This window comes from Telluria antibiotica (genome assembly GCF_011682055.1).
GTDB lineage: Bacteria > Pseudomonadota > Gammaproteobacteria > Burkholderiales > Burkholderiaceae_D > Telluria > Telluria antibiotica.
On the sequence record NZ_JAAQOM010000024.1, the window covers coordinates 19,299 to 43,343 of the forward strand.

At 68.2% G+C, this 24,045-nt stretch carries 18 protein-coding genes; 10 read left to right on the plus strand and 8 right to left on the minus strand.

The annotated features are described in order from the left end of the window. Nucleotides 1–125 precede the first annotated feature (125 nt). The 8 genes from hemF (at nt 126) to HAV22_RS28355 (ending at nt 9,534) form a co-directional block, all read left to right on the plus strand. Nucleotides 126–1,037 carry an oxygen-dependent coproporphyrinogen oxidase gene (gene hemF, locus HAV22_RS28320; protein WP_166864352.1) on the plus strand — a complete coding sequence of 304 codons (912 nt, stop codon included), beginning with the start codon at nt 126–128 and terminating at the stop codon, nt 1,035–1,037. Further along, nucleotides 1,034–1,693: a nicotinate-nucleotide adenylyltransferase gene (locus HAV22_RS28325; RefSeq protein ID WP_166864355.1), complete on the plus strand. Its 660-nt coding sequence runs from the start codon at nt 1,034–1,036 to the stop codon at nt 1,691–1,693. The genes hemF and HAV22_RS28325 overlap by 4 nt, the downstream gene beginning before the upstream one ends. After that, complete coding sequence (rsfS, locus tag HAV22_RS28330; protein ID WP_166864358.1) at nt 1,693–2,379, plus strand: ribosome silencing factor; 687 nt, start codon at nt 1,693–1,695, stop codon at nt 2,377–2,379. The genes HAV22_RS28325 and rsfS overlap by 1 nt, the downstream gene beginning before the upstream one ends. A gap of 6 nt (nt 2,380–2,385) precedes the next feature. Then, complete coding sequence (gene rlmH, locus HAV22_RS28335; protein ID WP_166864362.1) at nt 2,386–2,856, plus strand: 23S rRNA (pseudouridine(1915)-N(3))-methyltransferase RlmH; 471 nt, start codon at nt 2,386–2,388, stop codon at nt 2,854–2,856. Between the two features lie 4 nt (nt 2,857–2,860). Next, nucleotides 2,861–3,481 carry a Maf family protein gene (locus HAV22_RS28340; RefSeq protein WP_166864365.1) on the plus strand — a complete coding sequence of 207 codons (621 nt, stop codon included), beginning with the start codon at nt 2,861–2,863 and terminating at the stop codon, nt 3,479–3,481. Between the two features lie 143 nt (nt 3,482–3,624). Continuing rightward, nucleotides 3,625–5,100 carry a ribonuclease G gene (gene rng / locus HAV22_RS28345; protein WP_166864367.1) on the plus strand — a complete coding sequence of 492 codons (1,476 nt, stop codon included), beginning with the start codon at nt 3,625–3,627 and terminating at the stop codon, nt 5,098–5,100. A gap of 86 nt (nt 5,101–5,186) precedes the next feature. Continuing rightward, nucleotides 5,187–8,039: a beta-galactosidase GalA gene (galA, locus tag HAV22_RS28350; RefSeq protein ID WP_166864370.1), complete on the plus strand. Its 2,853-nt coding sequence runs from the start codon at nt 5,187–5,189 to the stop codon at nt 8,037–8,039. A 391-nt stretch (nt 8,040–8,430) separates the two neighbouring features. Then, nucleotides 8,431–9,534, plus strand: a complete 1,104-nt coding sequence (locus HAV22_RS28355) for a glycosyltransferase family 9 protein (protein WP_166864373.1) — start codon at nt 8,431–8,433, stop codon at nt 9,532–9,534. A gap of 533 nt (nt 9,535–10,067) precedes the next feature. On the opposite strand, the gene HAV22_RS28360 is transcribed toward HAV22_RS28355, so the two are convergent. From HAV22_RS28360 to HAV22_RS28390, 7 genes are all read right to left on the minus strand, one after another. Then, on the minus strand, nt 10,068–10,877 hold the full coding sequence (locus tag HAV22_RS28360) for an ABC transporter substrate-binding protein (RefSeq protein WP_166864375.1): 810 nt from the start codon (nt 10,875–10,877) through the stop codon (nt 10,068–10,070). Nucleotides 10,878–10,896: 19 nt separating this feature from the next. Continuing rightward, complete coding sequence (locus HAV22_RS28365; RefSeq protein ID WP_166864378.1) at nt 10,897–11,628, minus strand: energy-coupling factor ABC transporter ATP-binding protein; 732 nt, start codon at nt 11,626–11,628, stop codon at nt 10,897–10,899. Further along, nucleotides 11,625–12,335 carry an ABC transporter permease gene (locus tag HAV22_RS28370; protein WP_166864381.1) on the minus strand — a complete coding sequence of 237 codons (711 nt, stop codon included), beginning with the start codon at nt 12,333–12,335 and terminating at the stop codon, nt 11,625–11,627. Before HAV22_RS28370 ends, HAV22_RS28365 begins: the two co-directional genes overlap by 4 nt. Nucleotides 12,336–12,344: 9 nt before the next feature. Beyond that, entirely contained in the window at nt 12,345–13,211 is an 867-nt protein-coding gene (locus tag HAV22_RS28375) for a formate dehydrogenase accessory sulfurtransferase FdhD (protein WP_166864384.1), read from the minus strand. Between the two features lie 8 nt (nt 13,212–13,219). Further along, nucleotides 13,220–16,021, minus strand: a complete 2,802-nt coding sequence (gene fdhF, locus HAV22_RS28380; RefSeq protein WP_166864387.1) for a formate dehydrogenase subunit alpha — start codon at nt 16,019–16,021, stop codon at nt 13,220–13,222. Continuing rightward, nucleotides 16,018–17,718 carry an NAD(P)H-dependent oxidoreductase subunit E gene (locus HAV22_RS28385; RefSeq protein ID WP_166864390.1) on the minus strand — a complete coding sequence of 567 codons (1,701 nt, stop codon included), beginning with the start codon at nt 17,716–17,718 and terminating at the stop codon, nt 16,018–16,020. Before HAV22_RS28385 ends, fdhF begins: the two co-directional genes overlap by 4 nt. 187 nt (nt 17,719–17,905) lie before the next feature. Beyond that, nucleotides 17,906–19,582, minus strand: coding sequence for an OFA family MFS transporter (locus tag HAV22_RS28390; protein WP_166864393.1), 1,677 nt, complete (start codon nt 19,580–19,582; stop codon nt 17,906–17,908). A gap of 132 nt (nt 19,583–19,714) precedes the next feature. Between HAV22_RS28390 and HAV22_RS28395 the strand changes: the two genes are divergently transcribed. Then, nucleotides 19,715–21,235: a class I adenylate-forming enzyme family protein gene (locus HAV22_RS28395; RefSeq protein WP_166864396.1), complete on the plus strand. Its 1,521-nt coding sequence runs from the start codon at nt 19,715–19,717 to the stop codon at nt 21,233–21,235. Here HAV22_RS28395 and HAV22_RS28400 read toward each other — a convergent pair whose 3' ends face one another. Further along, entirely contained in the window at nt 21,236–21,472 is a 237-nt protein-coding gene (locus HAV22_RS28400; protein ID WP_166864399.1) for a hypothetical protein, read from the minus strand. Between the two features lie 186 nt (nt 21,473–21,658). Here HAV22_RS28400 and HAV22_RS28405 point away from each other — a divergent pair, with 186 nt between their 5' ends. Continuing rightward, nucleotides 21,659–23,911: a family 1 glycosylhydrolase gene (locus HAV22_RS28405; RefSeq protein WP_229421480.1), complete on the plus strand. Its 2,253-nt coding sequence runs from the start codon at nt 21,659–21,661 to the stop codon at nt 23,909–23,911. The last annotated feature ends 134 nt before the right edge of the window (nt 23,912–24,045 follow it).

Genomic DNA, 24,045 nt, shown 5'->3' on the forward strand with positions numbered 1-24,045 from the left:
CATATCGGGATATGTTAGCAGTTTCCGGACGGAAACTGATGTGATGACGTGTCGTCTATGACGATCTACCGCATCAGTGTACAATCTCCCGTTCGTTTATTTCTCTCATATTTCCACAATTCAACATGAGCACCCCGAATCCCGCCGCCATCAAGACGTGGCTGCTCGACCTGCAGGCGCGCATCGTGCTGGCGCTGGAAGAGGTCGACGGCAAGTCCTTCCTGCGCGATACGTGGGAACGGGCCGAGGGCGGTGGCGGCGTGTCGCGCCTCGTCGAGGGTGGAAATGTGATCGAACGGGGCGGCGTGAACTTCTCGCACGTGCGCGGCGCCAGCCTGCCGCCATCGGCGATGGCCGCGCGGCCGGAGCTCGCGGGCCGCGCGTGGGAAGCGATGGGCGTGTCGCTCGTGCTGCACCCGCACAATCCGTATGCGCCCACCGTGCACATGAACGTGCGCTTTTTCGAAGCGACGGCGGACGGCAAGGATCCGGTCTGGTGGTTCGGCGGCGGCATGGACCTCACACCCTATTATGGTGACGAAGCCGACGCGCGCCACTTCCACCAGGTCTGCCACGACGCGGTGGCGCCGTTCGGCGCCGAACTGCATCCGCGCTTCAAGCGCTGGTGCGACGATTATTTCTACCTGAAGCACCGCAAGGAAGCGCGCGGCGTGGGCGGCATCTTCTTCGACGACTTCAACGAACTGGGGTTCGAGCAGTCGTACGCCATGATGCAAAACGTGGGCAACGGCTTCCTCGACGCCTACCTGCCGATCCTGCAACGCCGCAAGGACCAGCCGTACGGCGAACGCGAACGCGATTTCCAGGCCTACCGGCGCGGACGCTACGTCGAGTTCAATCTCGTGTGGGACCGCGGCACGCTGTTCGGCCTGCAATCGGGCGGACGCACGGAGGCGATCCTGATGTCGATGCCGCCGATCGTCACCTGGCGCTACGACTGGCATCCGGAGCCGGGCAGCCCCGAAGCAAAGCTGTACACCGACTTCCTGCCGCACCGGGACTGGCTCGCTACGTGACATTCTGTATCGCCCTGCTGGGTGGCAGTTTCGATCCGCCGCACCACGGCCACGTCGCATTGGCCGAACTGTTCGCGCGCCTGCTGCGGCCGGACGAGCTGCGCGTGCTGCCCGCCGGCCAGCCGTGGCAGAAAATGAATGGCCTGGAAGCAGGCGACGCCGACCGCGTGGCCATGCTGGAGCTGGCCTTCGCGGGGAGCACGGCGCCGGTGACGATCGATACCCGCGAGATCGACCGCCACGGCGCCACCTACACGGTCGAGACCTTGCGCGACGTGCGCGCGGAAGCCGGCCCCGACGCCTCCATCGTCTTCGTGATGGGCGCGGACCAGTTGCAGAAGCTGGACACGTGGCGCGACTGGCGCGACCTGTTCGCGCTCGCGAATTTCGGCGTCGCCGCCCGCCCCGGCTACCGGCTCGACGATGCCGCGCTGCCGCCGGCGGTGGCGGCCGAACTGGCGCAGCGGCGGGCGTCGTTCGACGACGTGCGCGCGAGCAGCGCCGGCAAAGTCTGCCTGGCGCATACGCTGGCCGTCGACACCTCGGCCACGCAAGTGCGCGCGGCCTTGCACGCGACGCCCCGTACTGACATAAGCGCGCTGGTTGCGCCGCAAGTGCTAGACTATATTCAACAACATAACTTGTACAAAAACTAATGGATATCAAGAAACTGCAAACGCTCGTCGTCGACGCCCTCGAAGACGTCAAGGGCCAGGAAATCGTCCTGTTCGACACGACGCACCTGACCAGCCTGTTCGACCGCATCGCGGTCGTGTCGGGCACTTCGAATCGCCAGACGAAGGCGTTGGCCGCCTCGGTGCGCGACAAGGTCAAGGAAGCAGGCGGCGACGTGGTCGGGCTGGAAGGCGAAGACACGGGCGAATGGGTCCTCGTCGACCTGGGCGACATGATCGTGCACATCATGCAGCCGGCCATCCGCCAGTACTACCGCCTCGAGGAAATCTGGGGCGACAAGCCCGTGAAGCTGGGCGCCGCCAAGCGCAAGTCGACGACGGAAGGCCAGGATGCGGCTGCGCCGAAGGCGAAGTCGAAGCACCTCGCCGCCAACCAGGAACAAGAAGACGCGAAGCCGGTGCGCGAGCGCAAGCCGGCGGCCAAGAAGTCGGCCGATGCGAAACCCGCCGCGAAGAAACCAGCGGCGAAGAAGATCCCGACGGGCGCCACCGTGAAGGTCGCCGTGTCGAAGACCGCCGCCGCGGACGCGAAGGCCGCCAAGGCCGCGAAAGCCGCCGCCGCACCGAAGCGCGCGACGAAGGCCGCCGCCGACGCCGCCGCACCCGCGAAGAAAGTCATCCGCCGCGTCAAGAAAGCCGAAGAATAAGCGACGATGCAGTTGATCATCGCCGCGGTCGGCCACAAGATGCCGGCCTGGATCGAGACGGGCTTCGCGGAATACGCCAAGCGCATGCCCCCGGAGCTGCGCATCGTGCTCAAGGAGATCAAGCCCGTCGAACGGTCGGGCAGCAAGACGGCCGCCACCGCGATGGCGCTCGAGCGCGAACGCATCGAGGCCGTGCTGCCCAAGGGCGTGCGCATCATCGCCCTCGACGAGCGCGGCAAGGACCTGACGAGCGTCGGTTTGTCGCAGCAACTGGAAGCATGGCAGCAGGACGGACGCGACTGCGCCTTCCTGATCGGCGGGGCCGACGGCCTCGATCCGGAACTCAAGGCCCGTGCCGACGGTCTGATCCGCATCTCCAGCATGACGCTGCCGCACGGTATCGTGCGCGTGATGCTGGCGGAACAGTTATATCGTGCATGGTCAATCACCCAGAACCATCCCTACCATCGAGTGTGACCGAATGAAAGCGCTCGACAAGAAAATCTACCTCGCCTCCAAGAGCCCGCGCCGGCGCGAACTGCTGCGCCAGGTCGGCATCGATTTCGACATTCTCAGCCTCCGCACCGACCCGGTACGCGGCGTCGACGTCAGCGAGGACGCGTACCCGAACGAACCCGCGCAGGACTACGTCGCCCGCGTGGCGCGCGAAAAGGGCGCGTTCGCGTGGAACGTGCTGCACCTGCGCCGCATGCCGCTGCGTCCCGTGCTGTCGGCCGACACGACCGTCACCCTCGACGGCGAGATCCTGGGCAAGCCGAACGACCCCAGGGAAGCGTATGCGATGCTGGAACGCCTGTCGGGCCGCACGCACCAGGTGCTGACGTCGGTCGCCCTGCACTACACCGACGTGTTCGAGCAGGTGACGCAGGTGTCGGACGTGCGCTTCGCCAAGCTGACGCCAGCCGCCATCCGCGCGTATTGCGCGACGCCGGAGCCTTACGACAAGGCCGGCGCCTACGGCATCCAGGGCCTGGCCGCGCTGTTCATCGAGCATATCGAGGGCAGCCATTCCGGCATCATGGGCTTGCCCGTGTTCGAGACGGCGCAGCTGCTGCAGAAGGCGGGCATCAGCATTTTGTAGGGTGGGCCGGGGCGCGCAGCCGGCCTCCGCCCACGCGGACGTTCGCGGTTCGTTGACGTCACGCGTGGGCACGGGGTGCCCACCCTACGCGCGCGTTCTGCCGTGTATGATGTGGTTCTGGACAACAATGAAAACCCGGCCACATGACTGAAGACATCCTGATCAACATCACCCCCCAGGAAACGCGCGTCGCGCTGGTGGTTCAGGGTGCCGTCCAGGAGCTGCACATCGAGCGCACGCTCACCCGTGGCCTCGCCGGCAACGTCTATCTGGGCAAGGTCGTGCGGGTACTCCCAGGCATGCAGTCGGCCTTCATCGACATCGGCCTCGAACGCGCCGCGTTCCTGCACGTGGCCGACATCTGGGAAGCGCGCCCTCACGACGGCGCCAACGGCAGCAGCAGCGCGCCACCCACCCCGATCGAAAAAATCCTGTTCGACGGCCAGGTGCTGACGGTGCAGGTCATCAAGGACCCGATCGGCACGAAAGGCGCGCGCCTGTCCACGCAGATCTCCATCGCCGGGCGCATGCTCGTCTACCTCCCGCAGGACAAGCACATCGGCATCTCGCAGAAGATCGAGAAGGAAGCCGAGCGCGAAGCCTTGCGCGCGCGCGTCATGGGCCTGTTGCCGCCGGACGAGAGCGGCGGCTACATCGTCCGCACCCAGGCCGAGGACTCGTCCGACGCCGACCTCGCCGCCGACATCGACTACCTGCGCAAGACGTGGGGCGCCATCACGAAGGGCGCGCGTACGCGTCCCGCGACGAGCCTGCTGTACCAGGACCTGAGCCTCGCGCAGCGCGTCCTACGCGACTTCGTGCACGACGAGACGGCCGCGATCCTCGTCGACTCGCGCGAGAACTACGTCAAACTCGTCGAATTCGCGCAGGTGTACACGCCCGGCGTGTTGTCGCGCCTGCAGCACTACACGGGCGAGCGCCCGCTGTTCGACCTGTACGGCGTCGAGGAAGAGATCCTGCGCGCGCTGGGCCGGCGCGTCGACCTGAAGTCCGGCGGCTACCTGATCGTCGACCAGACCGAGGCGATGACGACGATCGACGTGAACACGGGCGGCTTCGTCGGCGGGCGCAACTTCGCCGACACGATCTTCAAGACGAACCTGGAGGCGGCGCACGCCATCGCACGCCAGCTGCGGCTGCGCAACCTGGGCGGCATCATCATCCTCGACTTCATCGACATGGAGAACAACGAGCACCGCAACGCCGTGCTGGCGGAGCTCAAGAAGACCCTGTCGCGCGACCGCACGAAGGTGTCCGTCAGCGGCTTCTCGGCGCTGGGCCTCGTCGAGATGACGCGCAAGCGCACGCGCGAATCGCTGGCCCACATCCTGTGCGAGCCCTGCCCCGCCTGCGCTGGCCGCGGCCAAGTCAAGACGAGCCGCACGATCTGCTACGAGATCCTGCGCGAACTGCTGCGCGAGGCCAAGCAGTTCAACCCGCGCGAATTCCGCATCGTCGCGTCGCAGGAAGTGATCGACCTGTTCCTCGAGGAAGAATCGCAGCACCTGGCCATGCTGGGCGACTTCATCGGCAAGCGGATCTCGCTGCAGGTCGAGCGCGGGTATCACCAGGAACAGTACGACGTGATCCTCATGTAACACCGCGTGCCGGTTGCGGAAAATCGTAACCGGCCTCGGTGGTTTTATGGTCGACAGCGGCCGCCGGCCTTGATAGGGTTACGGCCATGCCCAACAGACGCGACTTCCTCAAGAGCGCCGGCGCGCTCGCCACCACCTCCATCTTCGGCCAATCCGCGGCGTACGCGTCCACTGCACGCGCGCGCGCCGCGTCCGTGCCCGGGCGCGCGGTCGTGTCGCTCAACAAGGGCTGGCGCTTCCACGAAGGCGACATCGCCTTCCCCGTCATCCGCGGCCATGGCTGGACGTATGCCAATGCGAAGGCCGGCAGCGCAAGCGGCGCCGCGGCGCCCGGCTTCGACGATTCCGAATGGACCAACGTCGTGCTCCCGCACGATTTCGCCAGCGCCCAGCTGCCCGAGCAGGACGCCAATGTGTCGCAGGGCTACCGCAAGCGCGGCATCGGCTGGTACCGCACCCTGATCCGGCTCGACGAGGCCGACCACGGCAAGCATCTCGAACTGCAGCTGGACGGCATCTCGACGCTCGCCACCGTCTGGTTCAACGGCACGCAGGTCGCGCACGTCTGGAGCGGCTACAACGCCGTCTACATCGACCTGACGCCGTTCGCCACGTACGGCGACGCCCTGAACTCGCTGGCGATCCGCGCCGATGCGAACACCATGCAGGGCTGGTGGTACGAAGGCGCCGGCATCTACCGCAACACGTGGCTCGTCAAGCGCGAGCAGGTGCACATCGTCACGGACGGCGTGTTCGCCCATCCGGTATTCGCCGACGGCCAGTGGACCATCCCGCTCGAAGTCACGCTGTACAACATCCGCAAGGGCACGCAGCGGGTGCAGGTCGAGAGTGTCCTCGTCGATGCGGACGGCAAGTCCGTGGCCGCTTTCACCGCGCCGGCCGACGTCGGCGTGCTGGCGCACCAGGTCGTCACCGGCACGCTGCGCGTGGCGGCGCCCAGGCTGTGGAGCCTGGAAGAACGCAATCTGTACAGCGTGCGCACCCGCGTCCTGCAGGACGGCAAAGTGCTGGACGAAGTCACCACCCGCTGCGGTTTCCGCACGCAGCGCTTCGATCCGGAGCAGGGCTTCTTCCTGAACGATCGCCACGTCAAGCTGCAGGGCGTGTGCATCCACCAGGACCATGCCGGCGTCGGCGTCGCCGTGCCGTACGGGGTGCTCGACTACCGCATGCGGCGCCTGAAGGAACTCGGCGTCAACGCCATCCGCTGCTCGCACAATGCCCAGGACAAGCGCTTCTACGAGCTGTGCGACGAGCTGGGCTTCCTCGTGATGGACGAGAACCGCGTGTTCAACCCGTCGCCGGAACACGTCGACGAGCTCACCTGGCTCGTGCGCTGCCACCGCAACCACCCGTCCATCATCCTGTGGTCGGTGTTCAACGAAGAACCGATCCAGGGCACGGAACAGGGGTACGAGATGGTGCGGCGCATGGTCGCCGCCGTGCACGCGCTCGACACGTCGCGCCCCACCACGGCCGCGATGAACACGGGCCAGTTCGAGCCCGCCAACGCGGGCCAGGCAGTCGACGTCGTCGGCTTCAACTACCAATACCAGGCCTACGACGGGTTCCACCAGGCCTTCCCGACCGTGCCGATGACGTCGTCGGAAGACACCTCGGCCTTCCAGACGCGCGGCGAATACGTGACCGTGCCGGAGAAGCACATCTTCGCCGGCTACGACGACGATGCGTCGTCCTGGGGTTCGACGCACCGGGTCGGCTGGCAGGCGGTGGCCGAGCGTCCGTTCGTGGCCGGCGCCTTCGTATGGACCGGCTTCGACTACCACGGCGAGCCCACCCCGTACGAATGGCCGTCGAATTCCTCGTTCTTCGGCATCATGGACTTGTGCGGCTTCGCGAAGGACGCGTTCTGGCTGCACCAGGCCCAGTGGCGCAAGGAACCGGTGCTGCGCCTGGCGCCGCACTGGAACTGGGCCGGCAAGGAAGGCCAGGCGATCACCGTGATGGCGTTCCACAACATGGACGAAGTCGAGGTGTTCCTGAACGGCCGCTCGCAAGGGCGCCAGAAGGGCGACATCTACGCCATGAACCGCTGGCAGGTGCCGTATGCACCGGGCACGCTGGCCGCGGTCGGCTACCGCGGCGGCAAGGTCGTCAAGCGGTTCGAGGTCGAGACCACGGGCGCGCCCGTCACGCTCAAGCTCACCCCGGACCGCGCATTCCTGCGCGGCGACGGCCTCGACGCGCAACCCATCCAGGTCGAGGCGCTCGATGCGAAGGGCCGCCACGTGCCGCTGGCGCAGCACCAGGTCGTGTTCACGGTCGAAGGCGGCGACATCATCGGCCTGGGCAACGGCGATCCGAACGACACCAGCAGCGAGAAGGGCAACACGCGCGCGCTGTTCAACGGGCTGGCCCAGGTGATCGTGCAGACCCGTGAAGGCAGCGCGGGCCGACTCCGGCTGGGCGCCAGCGCGCCCGGCCTCAAGAGCGCCGTGCTCGACGTCGAGGTGCGCGCGGCCCAGCCGTGGGCCTACCAGGCCACGTCGGAACCGGTGCAGGGCCTCGACGGCTGGCGCTCCTCCCCGCTCAGCGCGGCTCCGGTCGATCCGAACGTGCGCCCCGCCGACACCGACATGAATTCGTGGGGCTGGGTCACGCCCGGCACCCGCGCCAGGCCGGCCGAACGGACCGGCTACGTGCTGTATGCCACGGACGCCTGGGCCTTCGCGCGCGTGCGCAAGCACGGCGGCACCCTGGAATTCGTCGAGGTGACGGGCCCGTGCCAGGTGTTCATCGACGGCAAGAAGGCCGGCGAAAAGACCACGGCCGCGCCGGCACCGCTGCGCATCCCCTTCCCGGCCGGCGACACGCGCTTCCACCTGAGCGTGCTGTGCCCCGTGACGGCCGGCCAGCCGCACGGCCTGAGCGGCGTCGTACGCCTGTTGTCGGCTTGATCACGACGGCGGGCGTCCCGGCGGCGGGCGTCCCGGTCGGCGTGCATCAACGCCGGCGTCATCCGGACGCCTGCCCGATCGCGTAAAATCCTGTCCGCAGCGCCGGCAAGGCGCCGCGCCGACGTCACCGCTACGACCGGGCATGTCATCCTGTCCAGTTCTGTTGCTCGCGCAGGACAATGCATCCAAAAGTATGGCTTGGGGCAACGCTATCGTCCGGTTTGGACTACAATTCGAGACAATTTGTTGAAGATTTTCGAGAGTTGGCGGTAGCGCACACCGACACCAGGCCTCCGGTGCGCGGCCAGCCGACCGGTTAGCGCTGCTGATCGCAGACTGATTCACCGCTGGCGGCGTCGGACAACAACTGGCAGGCGACCCGTAAGAGACAATGAACCTACCCCTCATTCCTTCCGATCTCCTCAAGAAATCGGACAAGATCCTGTTCATCGCCCACCTGGCGTTGGGCGACTACACGTATCTGCAGAACTGCTTCGAGGCGTTCGCGCGCGCCTACCCGCACCTGAAGCTGCACCTGTGGGTGGACGAGGTCCGCCGCACGAGCGACGCCTCGCAGTGGCCGCACCTGAAGAAGAACGTCCTGTACGACTGGCTCGACGCCTGCGACTTCATCGACAAGGTCTACAAGCAGAACTACTCGCCCGAGCTGTTCCGCCAGTCGATCGGCGAAGCGCAGCGCGAGCATTATCCGATCGTCGTCTCGCTGGGCACCCTGCGTCCGCACTTCTACGCCAACCTCGCGCGCGAGATCAGCCCGGACGGCTTCGTGTTCGGCCTGAAGAAACCGATGGGCCTGTTCGGTCTGCACCACTGGTTCAGCTACCGCAAGCTGGACGCGAGCCTCGACCCGGACGCCGCCGACCGCGCCACCGCGCCGCACATCAGCGACGTGCACGCGGAATGGTTCCGCCAGCTGGCCGCCGTCGACATCCCGCCCGCTGCGCGCATTCCGTTCGTGCACATCCCCGAGCAATTCGTGGAGGGCGCCAAGGCGCGCCTGCATGAATGGGGCTTCGACGCGCGCCGGGGCAAGCTCGTGTTCATCAACCCGTTCGCCAAGACGCGCAAGCGCTGCTGGCCCGTCGAGCGCGTGGCCGAGCTGATCGAAACGATGCGCGCGCAGCCGGAATGGCGCGATGCCTGCTTCGTCGTCAACGCCGTCCCGCAGGAAGTCGACAACGTGAAGGCGATGCTGGCCCGCCGCCAGCTCGATCGCACGGAACTGTTCAGCGCGAACGAAAACTTCTTCCAGCTCCCGGCGATGCTGGCCCAGTGCGACCTGATCGTGTCGGTGGAAACGGCCGTGATGCACCTGGCGAATGCCGTCGGCGTGCCGGTCGTCGCGCTGATGCGCCAGAAGACGCCGGAATGGGCGCCTGTCGACAAGGCCAACAGCACCGTCATCACGGCCGTTCAGCGGCATGACTGGGTCAAGGCGATTCCCGTCGATGCGGTGATGCACGCGTTGGCGTAAGCCCGTACGACCCCGTTGAGCGAGGGCCGCCGAGTGCGGGCCTTTGCATACGGTTGCTGGGCACGGGGTGCCCACCGTACGTTTGTTCACGCATACGGTTGGTGGGCACGGGGTGCCCACCCTACGTTTGTTCACGCATACGGTTGGTGGGAACGGGGTGCCCACGCTACGTTTGTTCACGCATACGGTTGGTGGGCACGGGGTGCCCACCCTACGTTTGTTCACGCATACGGTTGGTGGGCGCGGGTGCCCACCCTGCGTTTGTTCACGCATACGGTTGGTGGGCGCGGGGTGCCCACCGTACGTTTGTTCACGCATACGGTTGGTGGGCACGGGGTGCCCACGCTACGTTTGTTCACGCATCCGGTTGGTGGGCACGGGGTGCCCACCGTACGTTTGTTCACGCATACGGTTGGTGGGCACGGGGTGCCCACCCTACGTTTGTTCACGCATACGGTTGGTGGGCACGGGGTGCCCACCAACCGGCGGTCCTCGTAGGGTGGGCTCCCCGAGCCCACCATGCGAACCGTAGATTATTTCGCGTCCGGGAAAAACAACTGCTCCCCCGCCGGCTTGAACGATGCGATCCGCGCCTGCCCTTCCGGCGACGTGATCCAGTCGATCAGCGCCTTCGCGCCGCGGTAATTGATGCCCTTGTGCTTCTCCGGATTCACCGCGATGATCCCGTACGGATTGAACATGCGCTTGTCGCCCTCGACGAGGATCGCGAGCCCCGTCTTCGCCTTGTACGCGCCATACGTCGCGCGGTCCGTCAGCGTGTAGGCGTTCAACTCGGCCGCCATGTTCAGCACCTCGCCCATCCCGAGGCCGGCCGCCACGTAGTTGGCGCCCACAGGCTTCGTCCCCGCCTGCTGCCAATAGCCCTTCTCCATCACGTCCGTGCCGGAATTGTCGCCGCGCGAAATGAATTTCACGTTCGCGGCCGCGATCTTCTTGAACGCGGCGATGACGTCGCGGCTGCCCTTCACGCCCGCCGGGTCGCTCGCGGGCCCCGCGACGATGAAGTCGTTGTACATGACGTCATGGCGGTCGATGCCCCAGCCCTCCGCCACGAACTTGTCTTCCAGCTTGCGCGCGTGGACCAGGGTGACGTCGACGTCGCCGTTCTTGCCCAGCTCCAGCGCCTTGCCGGTGCCCACGGAGATCACGTCGACCTTGATGCCCGTCTTCGCCTCGAACGCGGGCAGCAGATAGCCCAGCAGGCCCGAGTTCTCCGTGCTCGTGGTGGTGGACAGGCGCAGCACCTTGTCCGATTGCGCGTGCGCGCACGGCGCCGCGATGGCGAGCGTCGCGATGAGGGCGAGGATGGAACGGCGGTGCATGGGTATCTCCTTGTTGTGATCAGCGGTGTTCGAGATGCCCGTCGCGCAGCTTCAGCCGCTGCACGCCGGGCAGGTTGATCAGGTCGCGGTCGTGGCACGCGATGACGACGCTGCTGCCCGCATCGACCATCGTCGGGATCAGCGCGAGCACCTGCTCGCGCGCGGCGCCGTCCAGGTTCGCCGTCGGCTCGTCCAGCAGCAGCAGGCGCGGTTGCAGCACCTTCGCGCGCGCCAGCGCCACGCGCTGCTTTTCCCCGCCGGACAGCTTGGTCGGATCGGTGCCGGCGAGGTGCGCCACGCCCGCCCAGGCCATCGCCTCCCCCACGACGGGCCGCACGGCTTCCGGCTTTTCGCCGCGCACGACCAGGCCGTAGCCGATGTTGTCGGCGACGCTCGTCGAGAACAGGATCGGGTGCTGGTGCACGTAGACGATGGCGCGGCGCAGCGCGCGCGGGTACGGGTGCACGCGCAGCACGTCCTCGCCGGCGAAGCGCAGGCTGTCGATCTCGGCCCGTTCCAGCCCGCCCAGCACGCGCAGCAAGGTGCTCTTGCCGGCGCCGTTCATCCCCGTCAGCACGTAGGCACTGTGCGTCGCGATCTCGAGCACGTCGATGTCGAACAGCAGCCGGTCACCGTGGCGCTTGCGCAGGCCGCGCACGCCCAGCAAGGCCTTGCGGCGCTCGTCGCGCTGCGGCACGTCCGCGTTCTCGACCACGGCCGCCGTGATCTGCGAATGGATGCCGACACTCATGCGCGCTCCCGCACCGTGTGGGCGTCGCCCTGCAGCAGCATCAGCGCGCCGTTCATCAGCAGCGCGATCGTGACGAGCACGATGCCGAGCGCGATGCCCTGCGCGAACTCGCCCTTGCTCGTCTCCAGCGCGATCGCCGTCGTGATCGTGCGCGTCTCGCCTTCGATGTTCCCGCCCACCATCAGCGCGCAGCCGACTTCCGAGATCACGCGGCCGAAGCCGGACAATACGGCCGCCATCACGCCGAAGCGCGCCTCGTGCAGCACGCGCACCATCACCTGCATGGGCGACGCGCCCAGCGCGATCGCGGTCTCCGCATAACGCGGGTCGAGGCCCTGCACGGCCGCGAGGGTGAATGCGAGCAGCACCGGCAGCGCGACGATGCATTGTCCGACCACGATGCCGGACTGCGAGAACAGCCAGTGCAGGCCGCCCAGCGGCCCGTGGCGCGACAGCAGCAGGTACAGCAGGAGGCCGATCAGGACGGTCGGCAGCGACAGCGCCGCCTGCGCAAGCCAGATGACGATGCGCCGCCCGGCGAAGCGCCGCATCGCGACGATGTAGCCGATCAGGATCGCAGGGGGCGTGGCCAGCAACAGGCCGACGATGCTCGTCTTCAGCGACACCCACACGATCCGCCACAGATCCGGGTCGCCCGTGAACAGCAGGGCGAAGGCGCGCGCGACGGCATCCGCGATATCGCTCATGGGCTGACGTCAGGCGGAGCGCAGGGTGCGCGCCGTCTCCAGGGCGGCGAGCCATTCGGGCTCGAAGACGAGGCGTTCCTCGCCGGACAGCAGCAGGAAATGGTGGCCGCTGCAGCGCGCCAGCAGCGACATGCCCACCTGCTCCGCCACCGCATGCCCCATCTGCGTCGTGCCCGAGCGCGACAGCAGGAACGGGATGCCCATCTGCGCGCCCTTGATGACCATTTCGGACGTCAGCCGCCCCGTCGTGTAGAACACCTTGTCGGCGCCCTCGACGCCTTCGAGCCACATCAGGCCGGCGATGGCGTCGACGGCATTGTGGCGGCCCACGTCCTCGATGAACCACAGCAGCTCGCCGTCGTGCGTGAACAGCGCGCAGCCATGCACGGAGCCGGCCTGCTTGTACACGGATTGCTGCGTGCGCACCGTCTCGACGATGCGGTGCACGACGGACTGGCGCAGCCGTGCGTCCGGCGGCAGCACGATGCGGTCGACTTCGTCCATCAGCCCGCCGAACACGGAGCCCTGGCCGCAGCCCGTCGTGACGACCTTCTTCGCCGTACGCTCCTCCACGTCGGCGATGCCGCCGCGCGTGACGACGGCCACGGCATCGACCGACCAGTCGACCTGCACGGACACGATGTCCTCGAGCGAGCGCACGAGGCGCTGGTTGCGCAGGTAGCCCAACGTCAGCGCTTCCGGCGCCGCGCCCAGGGTCATCAGGGTGACGAGTTCGCGCTTGTCGACGTAGACCGTCAGCGGCCGCTCGGCCGGGATGTACAGGGTCTCGCGGCGCCCGCGCTCGTCGACGGCCGTCACGGGATGCGTGAGGCTTACGCTGGCCTGCGAAAGCTGCGGCCGATAACAAGAGTTCATGCGAGAGATCATGCCTGCAATTCTGCCATGTCCCCCAGAATCTGGCCGCCACCGTAGGAACCCTGGTGCGCGACCTGCCCGCCCAGCTGCACGCGCACGGCGCAGTACTTGAATTCCGGGATCTTGCCGAACGGGTCCAGCGCCGCATTCGTCAGCCGGTTGATCGCCGCCTCGTAGTAGCAGAACGGGACGAACACGGCGCCGCGCGGCGTGCCGTCGTCGGCGCGCGCGTACAGCGCCACCTCGCCGCGGCGCGACGTGATCGTGATCACGTCGCCCGGCCGGCCGCCCAGGGCTTCCAGGTCGAGCGGGTGCACGAGCGCGACGGGGTCCGGTTCCAGCGCATCGAGCACGCCGGCGCGGCGCGTCATGCTGCCCGTGTGCCAGTGTTCCAGCTGGCGGCCCGTGATCAGCACGATCGGGTACTCGGTGTCGGGCCGCTCGTCGGCCGGGATGATGTCGGCCGGGACGAAGCGCGCGCGGCCGCTCGCGCGCGGGAACGTCTCCGTGAAGACGACGGGCTCGCCCGGATCGCCCTCCGCGCGGCACGGATACGTGACGGCGCCGTCGCGTTCCAGGCGGTCCCACGTGATGCCGGCGATGCTGGGCATCAGCTTGCGCATCTCGTCGAACACGGCGGCCGGGCCGTCGTAGTTCCACGGCAGCCCGAGGCGGCGCGCGATCTGCTGGATGATCCACAGGTCCTGGCGCGCGTCGCCCGGCGGCACCAGCGCCTGGCGGCCCAGCTGCACGACGCGGTCCGTGTTCGTGAAGCTGCCCGTCTTTTCGGCGAAGCTCGACGCGGGCAGGATCACGTCGGCCAGGTACGCCGTCTCGGTCAGGAAAATATCCTGCACGACGAGGTGGTCCAACGCGGCCAGTGCCTCGCGCGCATGGTTCGCGTCCGGGTCGGACATGGCCGGGTTTTCGCCCATGATGTACATGCCCTTGATCCCGCCGGCGAGGATGTCGTCCATGATCTCGACGACCGTCAGGCCGGCCTTGCCGTCCAGCTTCTGCCCCCACGCGGCTTCGAACTTCGCCTGCGCCGCCGGCTCGTCGACGCGCCGGTAGTCCGGATACATCATCGGGATGAGGCCCGCGTCCGACGCGCCCTGCACGTTGTTCTGGCCCCGCAGCGGATGCAGGCCCGTGCCGGGGCGGCCGATCTGGCCCGTCATCAGCGCGAGCGCGATCAGGCAGCGCGCATTGTCCGTGCCGTGCACGTGCTGCGAGATGCCCATGCCCCACAGGACCATCGCGCCCTTGGCCGTCGCGTACAGCCGCGCCACGTAGCGGATCGTTTCCGCATCGATGCCGCAGATCGGCGCCATCGCTTCCGGGCTGTAGTGCGCCACGTTCGCGGCCAGCGCATCGTAGCCGCTCGTGCGGTCGGCGATGAACGCGGGGTCGACGAGGCCTTCCTCGACGATCGTGTGCATCATCGCGTTCAGTAGCGCGACGTCCGTGTCGGGCTTGAACTGCAGGAAGCGGTGCGCGTGGCGCGCGAGGTCGGAGCGGCGCGGGTCGGCGACCACGAGCTTTGTCCCCGCCCTCGCCGCATTCTTCATCCACGTGGCGGCGACAGGATGGTTGACGGTCGGGTTGGCGCCGATGACGATCACGACTTCCGCCCGCGTCACGTCCATCACGGGGTTCGACACGGCGCCCGAGCCGATCCCTTCCAGCAGCGCGGCGACGGACGATGCGTGGCACAGCCGCGTGCAATGGTCGACGTTGTTGCTGCCGAAGCCCGTGCGTACGAGCTTCTGGAACAGATACGCTTCTTCGTTGCTGCCCTTCGCCGAGCCGAAGCCCGCGAGCGCCCGCCCGCCGTGCGCATCGCGGATGCGCGCGAGGCCGCCGCCGGCCGCGGCCAGCGCTTCTTCCCACGTCGCTTCGCGGAACACGTCCAGCACGCGGTCCGGGTCCATCGTGAAGTCGCCCCGCTTCGGCACGCCCTCTCGCCGGATCAGCGGCACCGTCAGGCGTTGCGGATGGTGCGCGTAGTCATAGCCGTAGCGGCCCTTCACGCACAGGCGGCCGCGGTTCGCGGGACCGTCGCGGCCTTCCACGCGGACGATGCGGTTGTCCTTCACGTGGTACGTGAGCTGGCAGCCCACGCCGCAATAGGGGCAGACGGAATCGACCTGCTTGTCGGGCACGGCGAGCGCCGCGCCGCGCGCGGGTGCCAGCGCGCCGGTCGGGCAAGCCTGCACGCATTCGCCGCAGGCGACGCACGTCGATGCGCCCATCGGGTCGCCCTGGTCGAACACGATGCGCGCATTCTCGCCGCGTCCCGCGAGGCCGATGACGTCGTTGACCTGCTCGTCGCGGCAGGCGCGCACGCAGCGCGTGCACTGGATGCAGGCGTCGAGGTTCACTTCGATGGCCGCATGGCTCGGGTCCGGTGCCGGCACCGCGCGCGTGGCGGGAAAGCGGGACGCGCCCACGCCGAGTCTTTCGGCCCACTGCGCGACCTCGTCGTCGCGCGTGCGGGCCGTGGCCGGCAGGTCGGACAGCAGCAGCTCCAGCACCATCTTGCGGGCGGCGACGGCGCGCGCGCTGTCCGTGCGCACCTTCATGCCGGGCGCCGGATGGCGGCAGCACGACGGGGCCAGCGTACGCTCGCCATCGACTTCGACGACGCACGCGCGGCAGTTGCCGGCCGGTTCCATGCCGTCCTTGTGGCACAGGTGCGGCAGGTCGATGCCGGCGCGCGCGGCCGCATCGAACAGCGTGTCGAACGGTTGGGCCTCGACGGCGCGGCCGTCGATCTCGAAGGTCACGTTGAGCACGTTCGCATTCATGATGCCTCCAGCTCGTGCGGAAAATATCGGATGACGCAGTCGAACGGGTTCGGTGCGGCCTGGCCCAGCCCGCAGATCGACGCGTCGCGCATCACCTGCGACAGCTCGCCCAGCAGCGCCGTGTCCCAGACGTCCCGCTCCATCAGCGCGACGGCCTTCGCGGTGCCCGCGCGGCACGGCGTGCACTGGCCGCACGATTCTTCGCGGAAGAAGCGCAAGGTGTTCAGCGCGGCCGCGCGCGCGGTGTCGCGGTCGGACAGCACGACGACGGCGGCCGAGCCGATGAAGCAGCCGTGGCGCTGCAAGGTGTCGAAGTCGAGCGGCACGTCGGCCAGCGACGCGGGCAGGATGCCGCCCGATGCGCCGCCGGGCAGGTAGGCGTAGAACGTGTGCCCGTCCTGCATGCCGCCGCAGTATTCGTCCAGCAGTTCCCGCATCGTGATGCCGGCCGGCGCCAGCTTCACGCCCGGCTCACGTACGCGGCCCGACACGGAGAACGATCGCAGCCCGCGCCGGCCGTGGCGGCCCTGGTTCGTGAACCATTCGGCGCCCCGTTCCAGGATGTCGCGCACCCAGTGCAGCGTTTCCAGGTTGTGTTCGAGGGTCGGCCGGCCGAACAGGCCCACTTGCGCCAGGTACGGCGGGCGCAGCCGCGGCATGCCGCGCTTGCCCTCGATCGATTCGATCATCGCGGACTCTTCGCCGCAGATGTAGGCGCCGGCGCCGCGGCGCAGCACGATCTCCGGCATGTCCGGCACCGGCGGGTCGGCGCGCAGCCGGTCGAGTTCCGTCTGCAGCATCGCGCGCAGGCCGTGGTATTCATCGCGCAGGTACAGGTAGATCGTCTCGATGCCCACGGCCCAGGCGGCGACGAGCGCGCCTTCGAGAAAACGGTGCGGATCGCGTCCGAGGTAGTGGCGGTCCTTGAACGTACCGGGCTCGCCTTCGTCGATGTTGACGGCCATGAGGCGCGGCCCCGGCTCGTGCTTGACGATGCGCCACTTGCGCCCGGCCGGAAAGCCGGCGCCGCCCAGGCCGCGCAGGCCCGATGCCATCAACGTGACGATCACGCTCTCGGGATCGTTGCGCCCTGCCCAACAGGCGCGCAGCAGGCGGTAGCCGCCGGCCTCGCGATACGCGGCGTAGTCGATGTGGCCCATGTGCACGTCCGTGGTGTCGCCGGCGCTCGCCGCCCGCACCGCGTCGACGGTCGCGGCGGTGACGGGCCGCTGGCCCACGAGCGCGGCGGGCGCGCCGTCGCAGCGGCCGATGCACGGCGCGGCCAGCACGCGCACGTCGGCGCCGAGGATCGCGGGCAGCCGGTCCAGCAGGTCGCGCGCGCCGGCCAGCTCGCACGACAGGCCCGCGCACACGCGCACCGTGAGCGCGGGTGGCGCGGGCTCGCCGTCGCGCAGCACGTCGAAGTGGTGGTAGAACGTCGCGACCTCGTAGACCTCGGACTGGGCCAGTTTCAATTCTTGCGCGAGTGCCGCCAGGTGGGGCGCCGACAAGGCGCCGTAGCGGTCCTGAATCTTGTGCAGGTGCTCGATCAGCAGGTCGCGCCGGCGTGGCGCGTCGCCCAACGCAGCCTGCACGTCGGCGAGGGCCTGCGGGTCGACGCGCCTTCCTTTCGGGGCCTCACGCTTGCGCTGGCGGCTCGGGCCTTGCGAAGCGATAGGGATGACGGGGTGGTTCATGGTCGATTCTCACAACGTGAAATGAGCGGTCATGCATGTGCCGGTTGGACGCGTGGGCACGGGGTGCCCACCCTACCCGTATCGCGTCGTGTTGCGGCGATCGTTGCGCCACACGTAGGGTGGGCGGGGAGGTAATGCCGGGGGCATTATCTCCGCCCACGCGTTCAACGCACGTTATCTACGCACGTCACTGGAACAGCACGATGGCCTTCTGCAACGTGATCCACACACCGATCAACAGCGGCACGCCGACCACGGCCCACGCCAGCGCCGCGACGAGCGGATTGCCGGTCGCCACCGTCCCCTCCTCGGCCGCGCCGCCGGCGATCCCGGCCACGCCCGGTGCGCTCGCGGGCGCGCGTCCGGACGCGCCGTCGCGCTCGTGCGCCAGACGTTTTTCTTCCGCCAGTTCCTCCTCGCTCATGAAGTAGCGCGCGGCCACCGGGCGCACCATCAGATTGCACAGGAAGCCCAGCACCAGCAGGCCTGCCAGCACGTACATCACCGTATCATACGCCTGCGCCTTCGGTACGCCATGGGCGATCTGGTATTCGCGGATGTAATTGATGAGGCTCGTGCCGACGACCCCCGCGGCGGACCACGCGGTCAGCAGGCGGCCGTGGATCGCGCCCACCATCTGCGTGCCGAACAGGTCGGCCAGGTAGGCGGGCACGGTCGAGAAACCGCCGCCGTACATCGACAGCACGATACAGAAGAACGCGACGAACAGCGCGAGATGGCCGCCGTGCGCCAGCGTGGGAATCGATGCGTACAGCACGAAGCCCAGCACGAGGAACACGAAATACGTGGCCTTGCGGCCGATGTAGTCGGAGCACGACGCCCACGCGAAGCGGCCGCCGATATTGAAGAGCGACAGCAGGCCCGTGAAGCTGGCCGCGATCGTCGCGATCTGCGCCTTCTGCGCCGCCGTCAGTTCGTTGAACGATGCCGCCACGCCGATCAGGCGGCCGCCGAACACTTCCTGCAGCAGCGGCGACGCCATCGCCAGGATGCCGATGCCGGCCGACACGTTCAGGAACAGCACGAGCCACACGAGCCAGAACTGCGGGATGCCCCACACGCGCTTCACGTGCACGTGGCGGTCGGTGATCATCGCGTTCGCCCCCTTGGCGGCCGGCGGCGTCCAGCCTTCCGGCGCCCAGCCGGACGCGGGCACGCGGTACGACAGCGCGCCGCCGATCATGAAGACGAAGTAGATGGCGGCCAGCGCGAGGAACGTCTCCCACACGCCCACCGAGGTGGCGGTGGCGAAGTGCTTCATGAGGCGGTCGGCCAGCGGCGCGCCGATCATGGCGCCGCCGCCGAAGCCCATGATGGCCATGCCGGTCGCCATGCCGCGCCGGTCGGGGAACCATTTGATGAGGGTGGACACGGGTGAGATATAGCCGAGCCCCAGGCCGATGCCGCCGATGACGCCCGAGCCGAGCCACATCAGCCAGATCTGGTGCAGATAGATGCCCAGCGCGGAGATCACGAGGCCGCCGCACCAGCACAGCGCCGAAACGACACCCGCCTTGCGCGGCCCGGCATGCTCGAGCCAGCCACCGAACAGCGCCGTCGACAGGCCCAGGAACACGAAGAACAAGGTGAACATCCAGCCCAGCATCGAGATCTTCCAGTCGCACGTGGTCGCCGTGATCTCGGCCAGGAAGTCCATGCCGGCCGGGCAGGCCAGCGATTCCTTGATGCCGACCGCCTTCGACAGCGGCAGCCAGAACACGGAGAAACCATAGGCCATGCCGATGCACAGGTGAATCGCGAGCGCGGCGGGCGGCACGAGCCAGCGATTGAAACCGGGCCGCGCCACGGTGTGTTCCTTGTCCAGCATATCCAGTAACGCCATGTTCCCTCCGTGTCGTTGGTTTTTCAGAATGTATATTTCTGGAAACATTTACAGCAGCGCGAGCGTAACACGTGTGGGCAAACGCAGCCATATTTACAGCGGGTATGCGGCCGCCCGGTTATCATCGCGGCCATGATCGACATCCCTTCCCTGCTGGCCGCCCTCCCCGCGCGCATCGACGCGATCGCGCGCACCGCGGCCGCGCGCACGCCCGACGCGCCTGCGCTCGTCGACGGTGGCCGCACGCTGACCTTCCGCGACCTGGAAACCCTCGTCGACCGCCGCGCCGACCAGCTGCGCGCCCGCGGCGTGCGGCCCGGCGACCGCGTCCTGCTGGCCAGCGAGAACTGCGCGGACCAGGTGGCGCTCATCTTCGCCGCGTCCGCCGTCGGCGCGTGGATCGTCAACGCGAACCCGCGCCTGACGGCACCGGAGCTGGACGCGATCCGCGACCACGCCGGCGCCCGCATTGCGCTGTACACGGCGGCCGTGTCGGCGGAAGCGGACGCGCACGCGGCCAGGGCCGGCGCCGTGTTCGACGACGGCCTGATGGTGGGCCCGCTGAACGCGGCCTGCGTGCCGGAAGAAGACGACAGCGTGGCCGCCCTCGTCTACACGACGGGCACGACGGGCAAGCCGAAAGGCGTGATGCTGAGCCACCGCAGCCTGCTGTTCGTGGCGGCCGTGTCCAGCCGGCTGCGGGGCCTCACGCCGGCCGACCGCGCGTGGGGCGTGCTGCCGATCTCGCACGTGTACGGCCTCACGTCCGTGATGCTGGGCACGCTCAGCGCGGGCGCCTGCCTGCACCTGGCGCCCCGCTTCACGCCCGAGGCCATGCTGGCGGCCATCCGCGACGACGGCCTGTCCATCGTGCAAGGCGTGCCCGCGATGTATGCGCGGCTGCTGGAACACGTGGGCGATGCATCTCCGCTGCCGTCGCGCCTGCGCTTCGCGTACGCGGGCGGTTCGCCGCTCGACCCCGCGCTGAAGGCCGCCGTCGAGCGCCTGCTGCGCGTCCCGCTGCACAACGGCTACGGCCTGTCCGAGGCGGCGCCCACCGTCAGCCAGACGCGGCTCGACGCACCGCGCGCCGACACCTCGGTCGGGCAACCGATTCCCGGCGTGGAAGCGCGCGTCGTCGACAAGGATGGGCGCGACGTGGCCGGAGGCAGCCCGGGCGAGCTGTGGGTGCGCGGGCCGAACCTGATGCGGGGCTATTACCGCGACCCGCAGGCGACGGCCGCGGCGCTGCGTCCCGGCGGCTGGCTGAACACGGGCGACATGGCGACGCGGGGCGCGGACGGCGCGCTGTTCATCGTCGGCCGCACGAAGGAATTGATCATCCGCTCGGGTTTCAATGTGTTCCCGCTGGAAGTGGAGACCGTGCTGAACGCGCACCCAGGCGTGACGCAGTCGGCCGTCGTGGGCCGCCTGGTCGCCGACGGCAACGAGGAAGTGATCGCCTACGTCCAGCCCGATCCGCGCCGCACGCCGCTTGAAGCCGAACTGCGTGCGTGGGCGGCCGCGCGGCTGGCGCCGTACAAGCGGCCGGCGCGCATCGTGATGCTGGATGCGCTGCCCGCCGCCGCGAACGGCAAGGTGCTCAAGCACGTGTTGAAGGAGATGGCTGCGGATATGGCCGCGCGGCCGTAGTCACCTGCGCCGCTTCTTCCAGTCGTAGCCGGGCCCCGTCACGTCGACGCCCGGATGCCCGACGACGTCCGGATGCTCGGAACACATCGTCACGAAGCGCACGCCCTCGCCTTCGCGCTGGCGCCGCCGCAAGTCTTCCATGAAGCGCATCGCCTCCACCATCGCCGTCGTCGCGAACGGCTGCGCATGCGGGGTATGGCTTTCCCCTTCCTCGATCGTCCAGTACACCATGTACATGTCGGCTCCTCCTGGCCGCATCGTGTCGGCGCGCGCCTGGCCTGTCAAGGCACACGCGTCCGCGTTATAGCGCGACTGACAATACGTAGGACTTGTCCTAAATCCGGCCTATATGTTCGCCACCCCACACAGGAAGCCGGGCCAGCCGACTAGGCTTACGTCTTGGATCAACAGCAGGACATGCATATGAATCTTAACAACCATATCCAGCCAGCAAGTTCGCCGCTCCAGCTCTGGGGCGGCCTCGAATGCACCGTCAACCGCGTACGCGATCAGTACTTCTCCCAAATGGAACGCAATGGACACGCCGAACGGCTCCAGGACCTGGAGCGCTTCGCGTCGCTCGGCATCCGCGCCATCCGCTACCCCGTGCTGTGGGAGCGGACGGCGCCCGACGGCATCGAGTCGGCCGACTGGTCGTGGTCCGATGAGCGCCTGTCCGCGCTGCAGCAGCTGGGTGTGACGCCCATCGTCGGTCTTGTCCACCACGGCAGCGGCCCGCGCCACACGAGCCTCGTCGCGCCCGACTTCGCCGAGAAGCTGGCCGAGTATGCGGGCGCCGTGGCGCACCGCTACCCGTGGGTCGAGTACTGGACACCCGTCAACGAGCCGTGCACGACCGCCCGCTTCTCCGGCCTGAACGGCGTCTGGTATCCGCACGACACGAGCGAGGAAGGCTTCATCCGCGCCCTGATCAACCAGTGCCGCGCCGTCGTCCTGTCGATGCGCGCGATCCGCGCCGTGAATCCGGACGCGAAGCTCGTGCAGACCGACGACTTGTCGCGCACCTACGGCACGCCCGAGATGGCGGACATCGCGAACTTCTTCAACGAACGCCGCTGGCTGGCGTGGGACATGCTGTGCGGGAAGGTCGACGCGGGCCACGCGCTGTGGGACTACCTGCTCGAGAACGGTGCGGGCGCCGACGAACTGCTGTGGTTCAAGGACAATGCCTGCCCGCCGGACGTCATCGGCGTCAACTACTACATCACGAGCGAGCGCTGGCTCGACCACCGCGCCGAGCGCTATCCGGAAAGCCACCGCACGCAATACCGCGGCATCCCGCACGCCGACATCGAATGCTCGCGCGTGCTCGCGACGCCGACGCCGGGCATCGGCCCGCTGCTGCAGGAAACATGGGACCGCTACGGCCTGCCGATCGCCGTCACCGAGGCGCACATCGACGCCAACCGCGAAGACCAGCTGCGCTGGCTCGTGGAGATCTGGAACGCGGCGCGCAAGGTCCAGCAGGGCGGCGCCGACATCCGCGCCGTCACCGTGTGGGCCCTGCTCGGCTCGTTCGACTGGAACTGCCTCGTCACCGCGTGCCACGGCTATTACGAACCGGGGCCGTTCGACGTGCGCGGCCCGCAGCCCCGCCCGACCGCCGTCGCCACCCTGATGCGCGAACTGGCGAGCGGCCGCCCCCTGTCGCACCCGGTGCTGCAGGGCCAGGGCTGGTGGCGCCGTCCCGGCCGCTTCCTCGCGAAACCCGTGGCGACGCGCACGGCCGTCGCCGACATCGCCGTACGCGGGGCGCTGCGCTCCACGTTCCCGCAGCCGATCCTCATCACGGGCGCGACGGGCACCCTGGGCCGCGCCTTCGCCCGCATCTGCGAGCGCCGCAACCTCGCCTGCCACGTGCTGACGCGGCAGGAGATGGACATCGCCGATCCGGCGTCCGTCGAGGCAGCGATCGTGCGCTTCAAGCCCTGGGCCGTCATCAATGCGGGCGGCTATGTGCGCGTGGACGACGCCGAGGACGACGCGGCGCGCTGCATGCGCGACAACGCCCACGGCCCCACCGTGCTCGCGCTGGCCGCCATCCGCCATGCGCTGCGCTTCATGACCTTTTCCAGCGACCTCGTGTTCGACGGCACGCTCGACCGTCCGTACGTCGAATCCGACACGGTCGCGCCGCTGGGTGTGTACGGCCGCAGCAAGGCGGATGCGGAACGGCGCGTGCTCGATTCCGACCCGCAAGCGCTCATCATCCGCACGAGCGCCTTCTTCGGCCCGTGGGACCAGCACAACATCGTCACGCAAGCTCTCGACGCGCTCGACGCCGGGCGGCCGTTCGTGGCCGCGTCGGACCAGGTCGTATCGCCGACGTACGTGCCGGATCTCGTCAACGCCTGCCTCGACCTGCTGATCGACCGCGAATGCGGCATCTGGCACCTGACCAATGGCGCGGCGCTGAGCTGGGCGGACCTCGTGCGTCGCGCGTGCGCGGCGGCCGGCGTCGACGACAGTGGGCTGGAAGTGCGCACGACCGCCGAGCTCGGGCTGCGCGCCGCGCGGCCGCGCAACAGCGCCATGAGCAGCGAACGGGGCTTGCTGCTGCCGTCGTTCGACGATGCGCTGGCGCGTTATCTGCGCGAACGCGAGATGGCGGAACGGCGCCCGGATGGCCTGGAATCGGCGCACTACGCCAGCTGATCCGGCCCGACCGGCAGCATTAATTTTCCCTGTGGAAACAACGGCTTCCCGTATCTGCGGGCAGTCGTTGTTGTGTTTTCATAATTCCGTCAATACTATATTTACCGTCGGAATTTCTTTAGTTACACTACGTT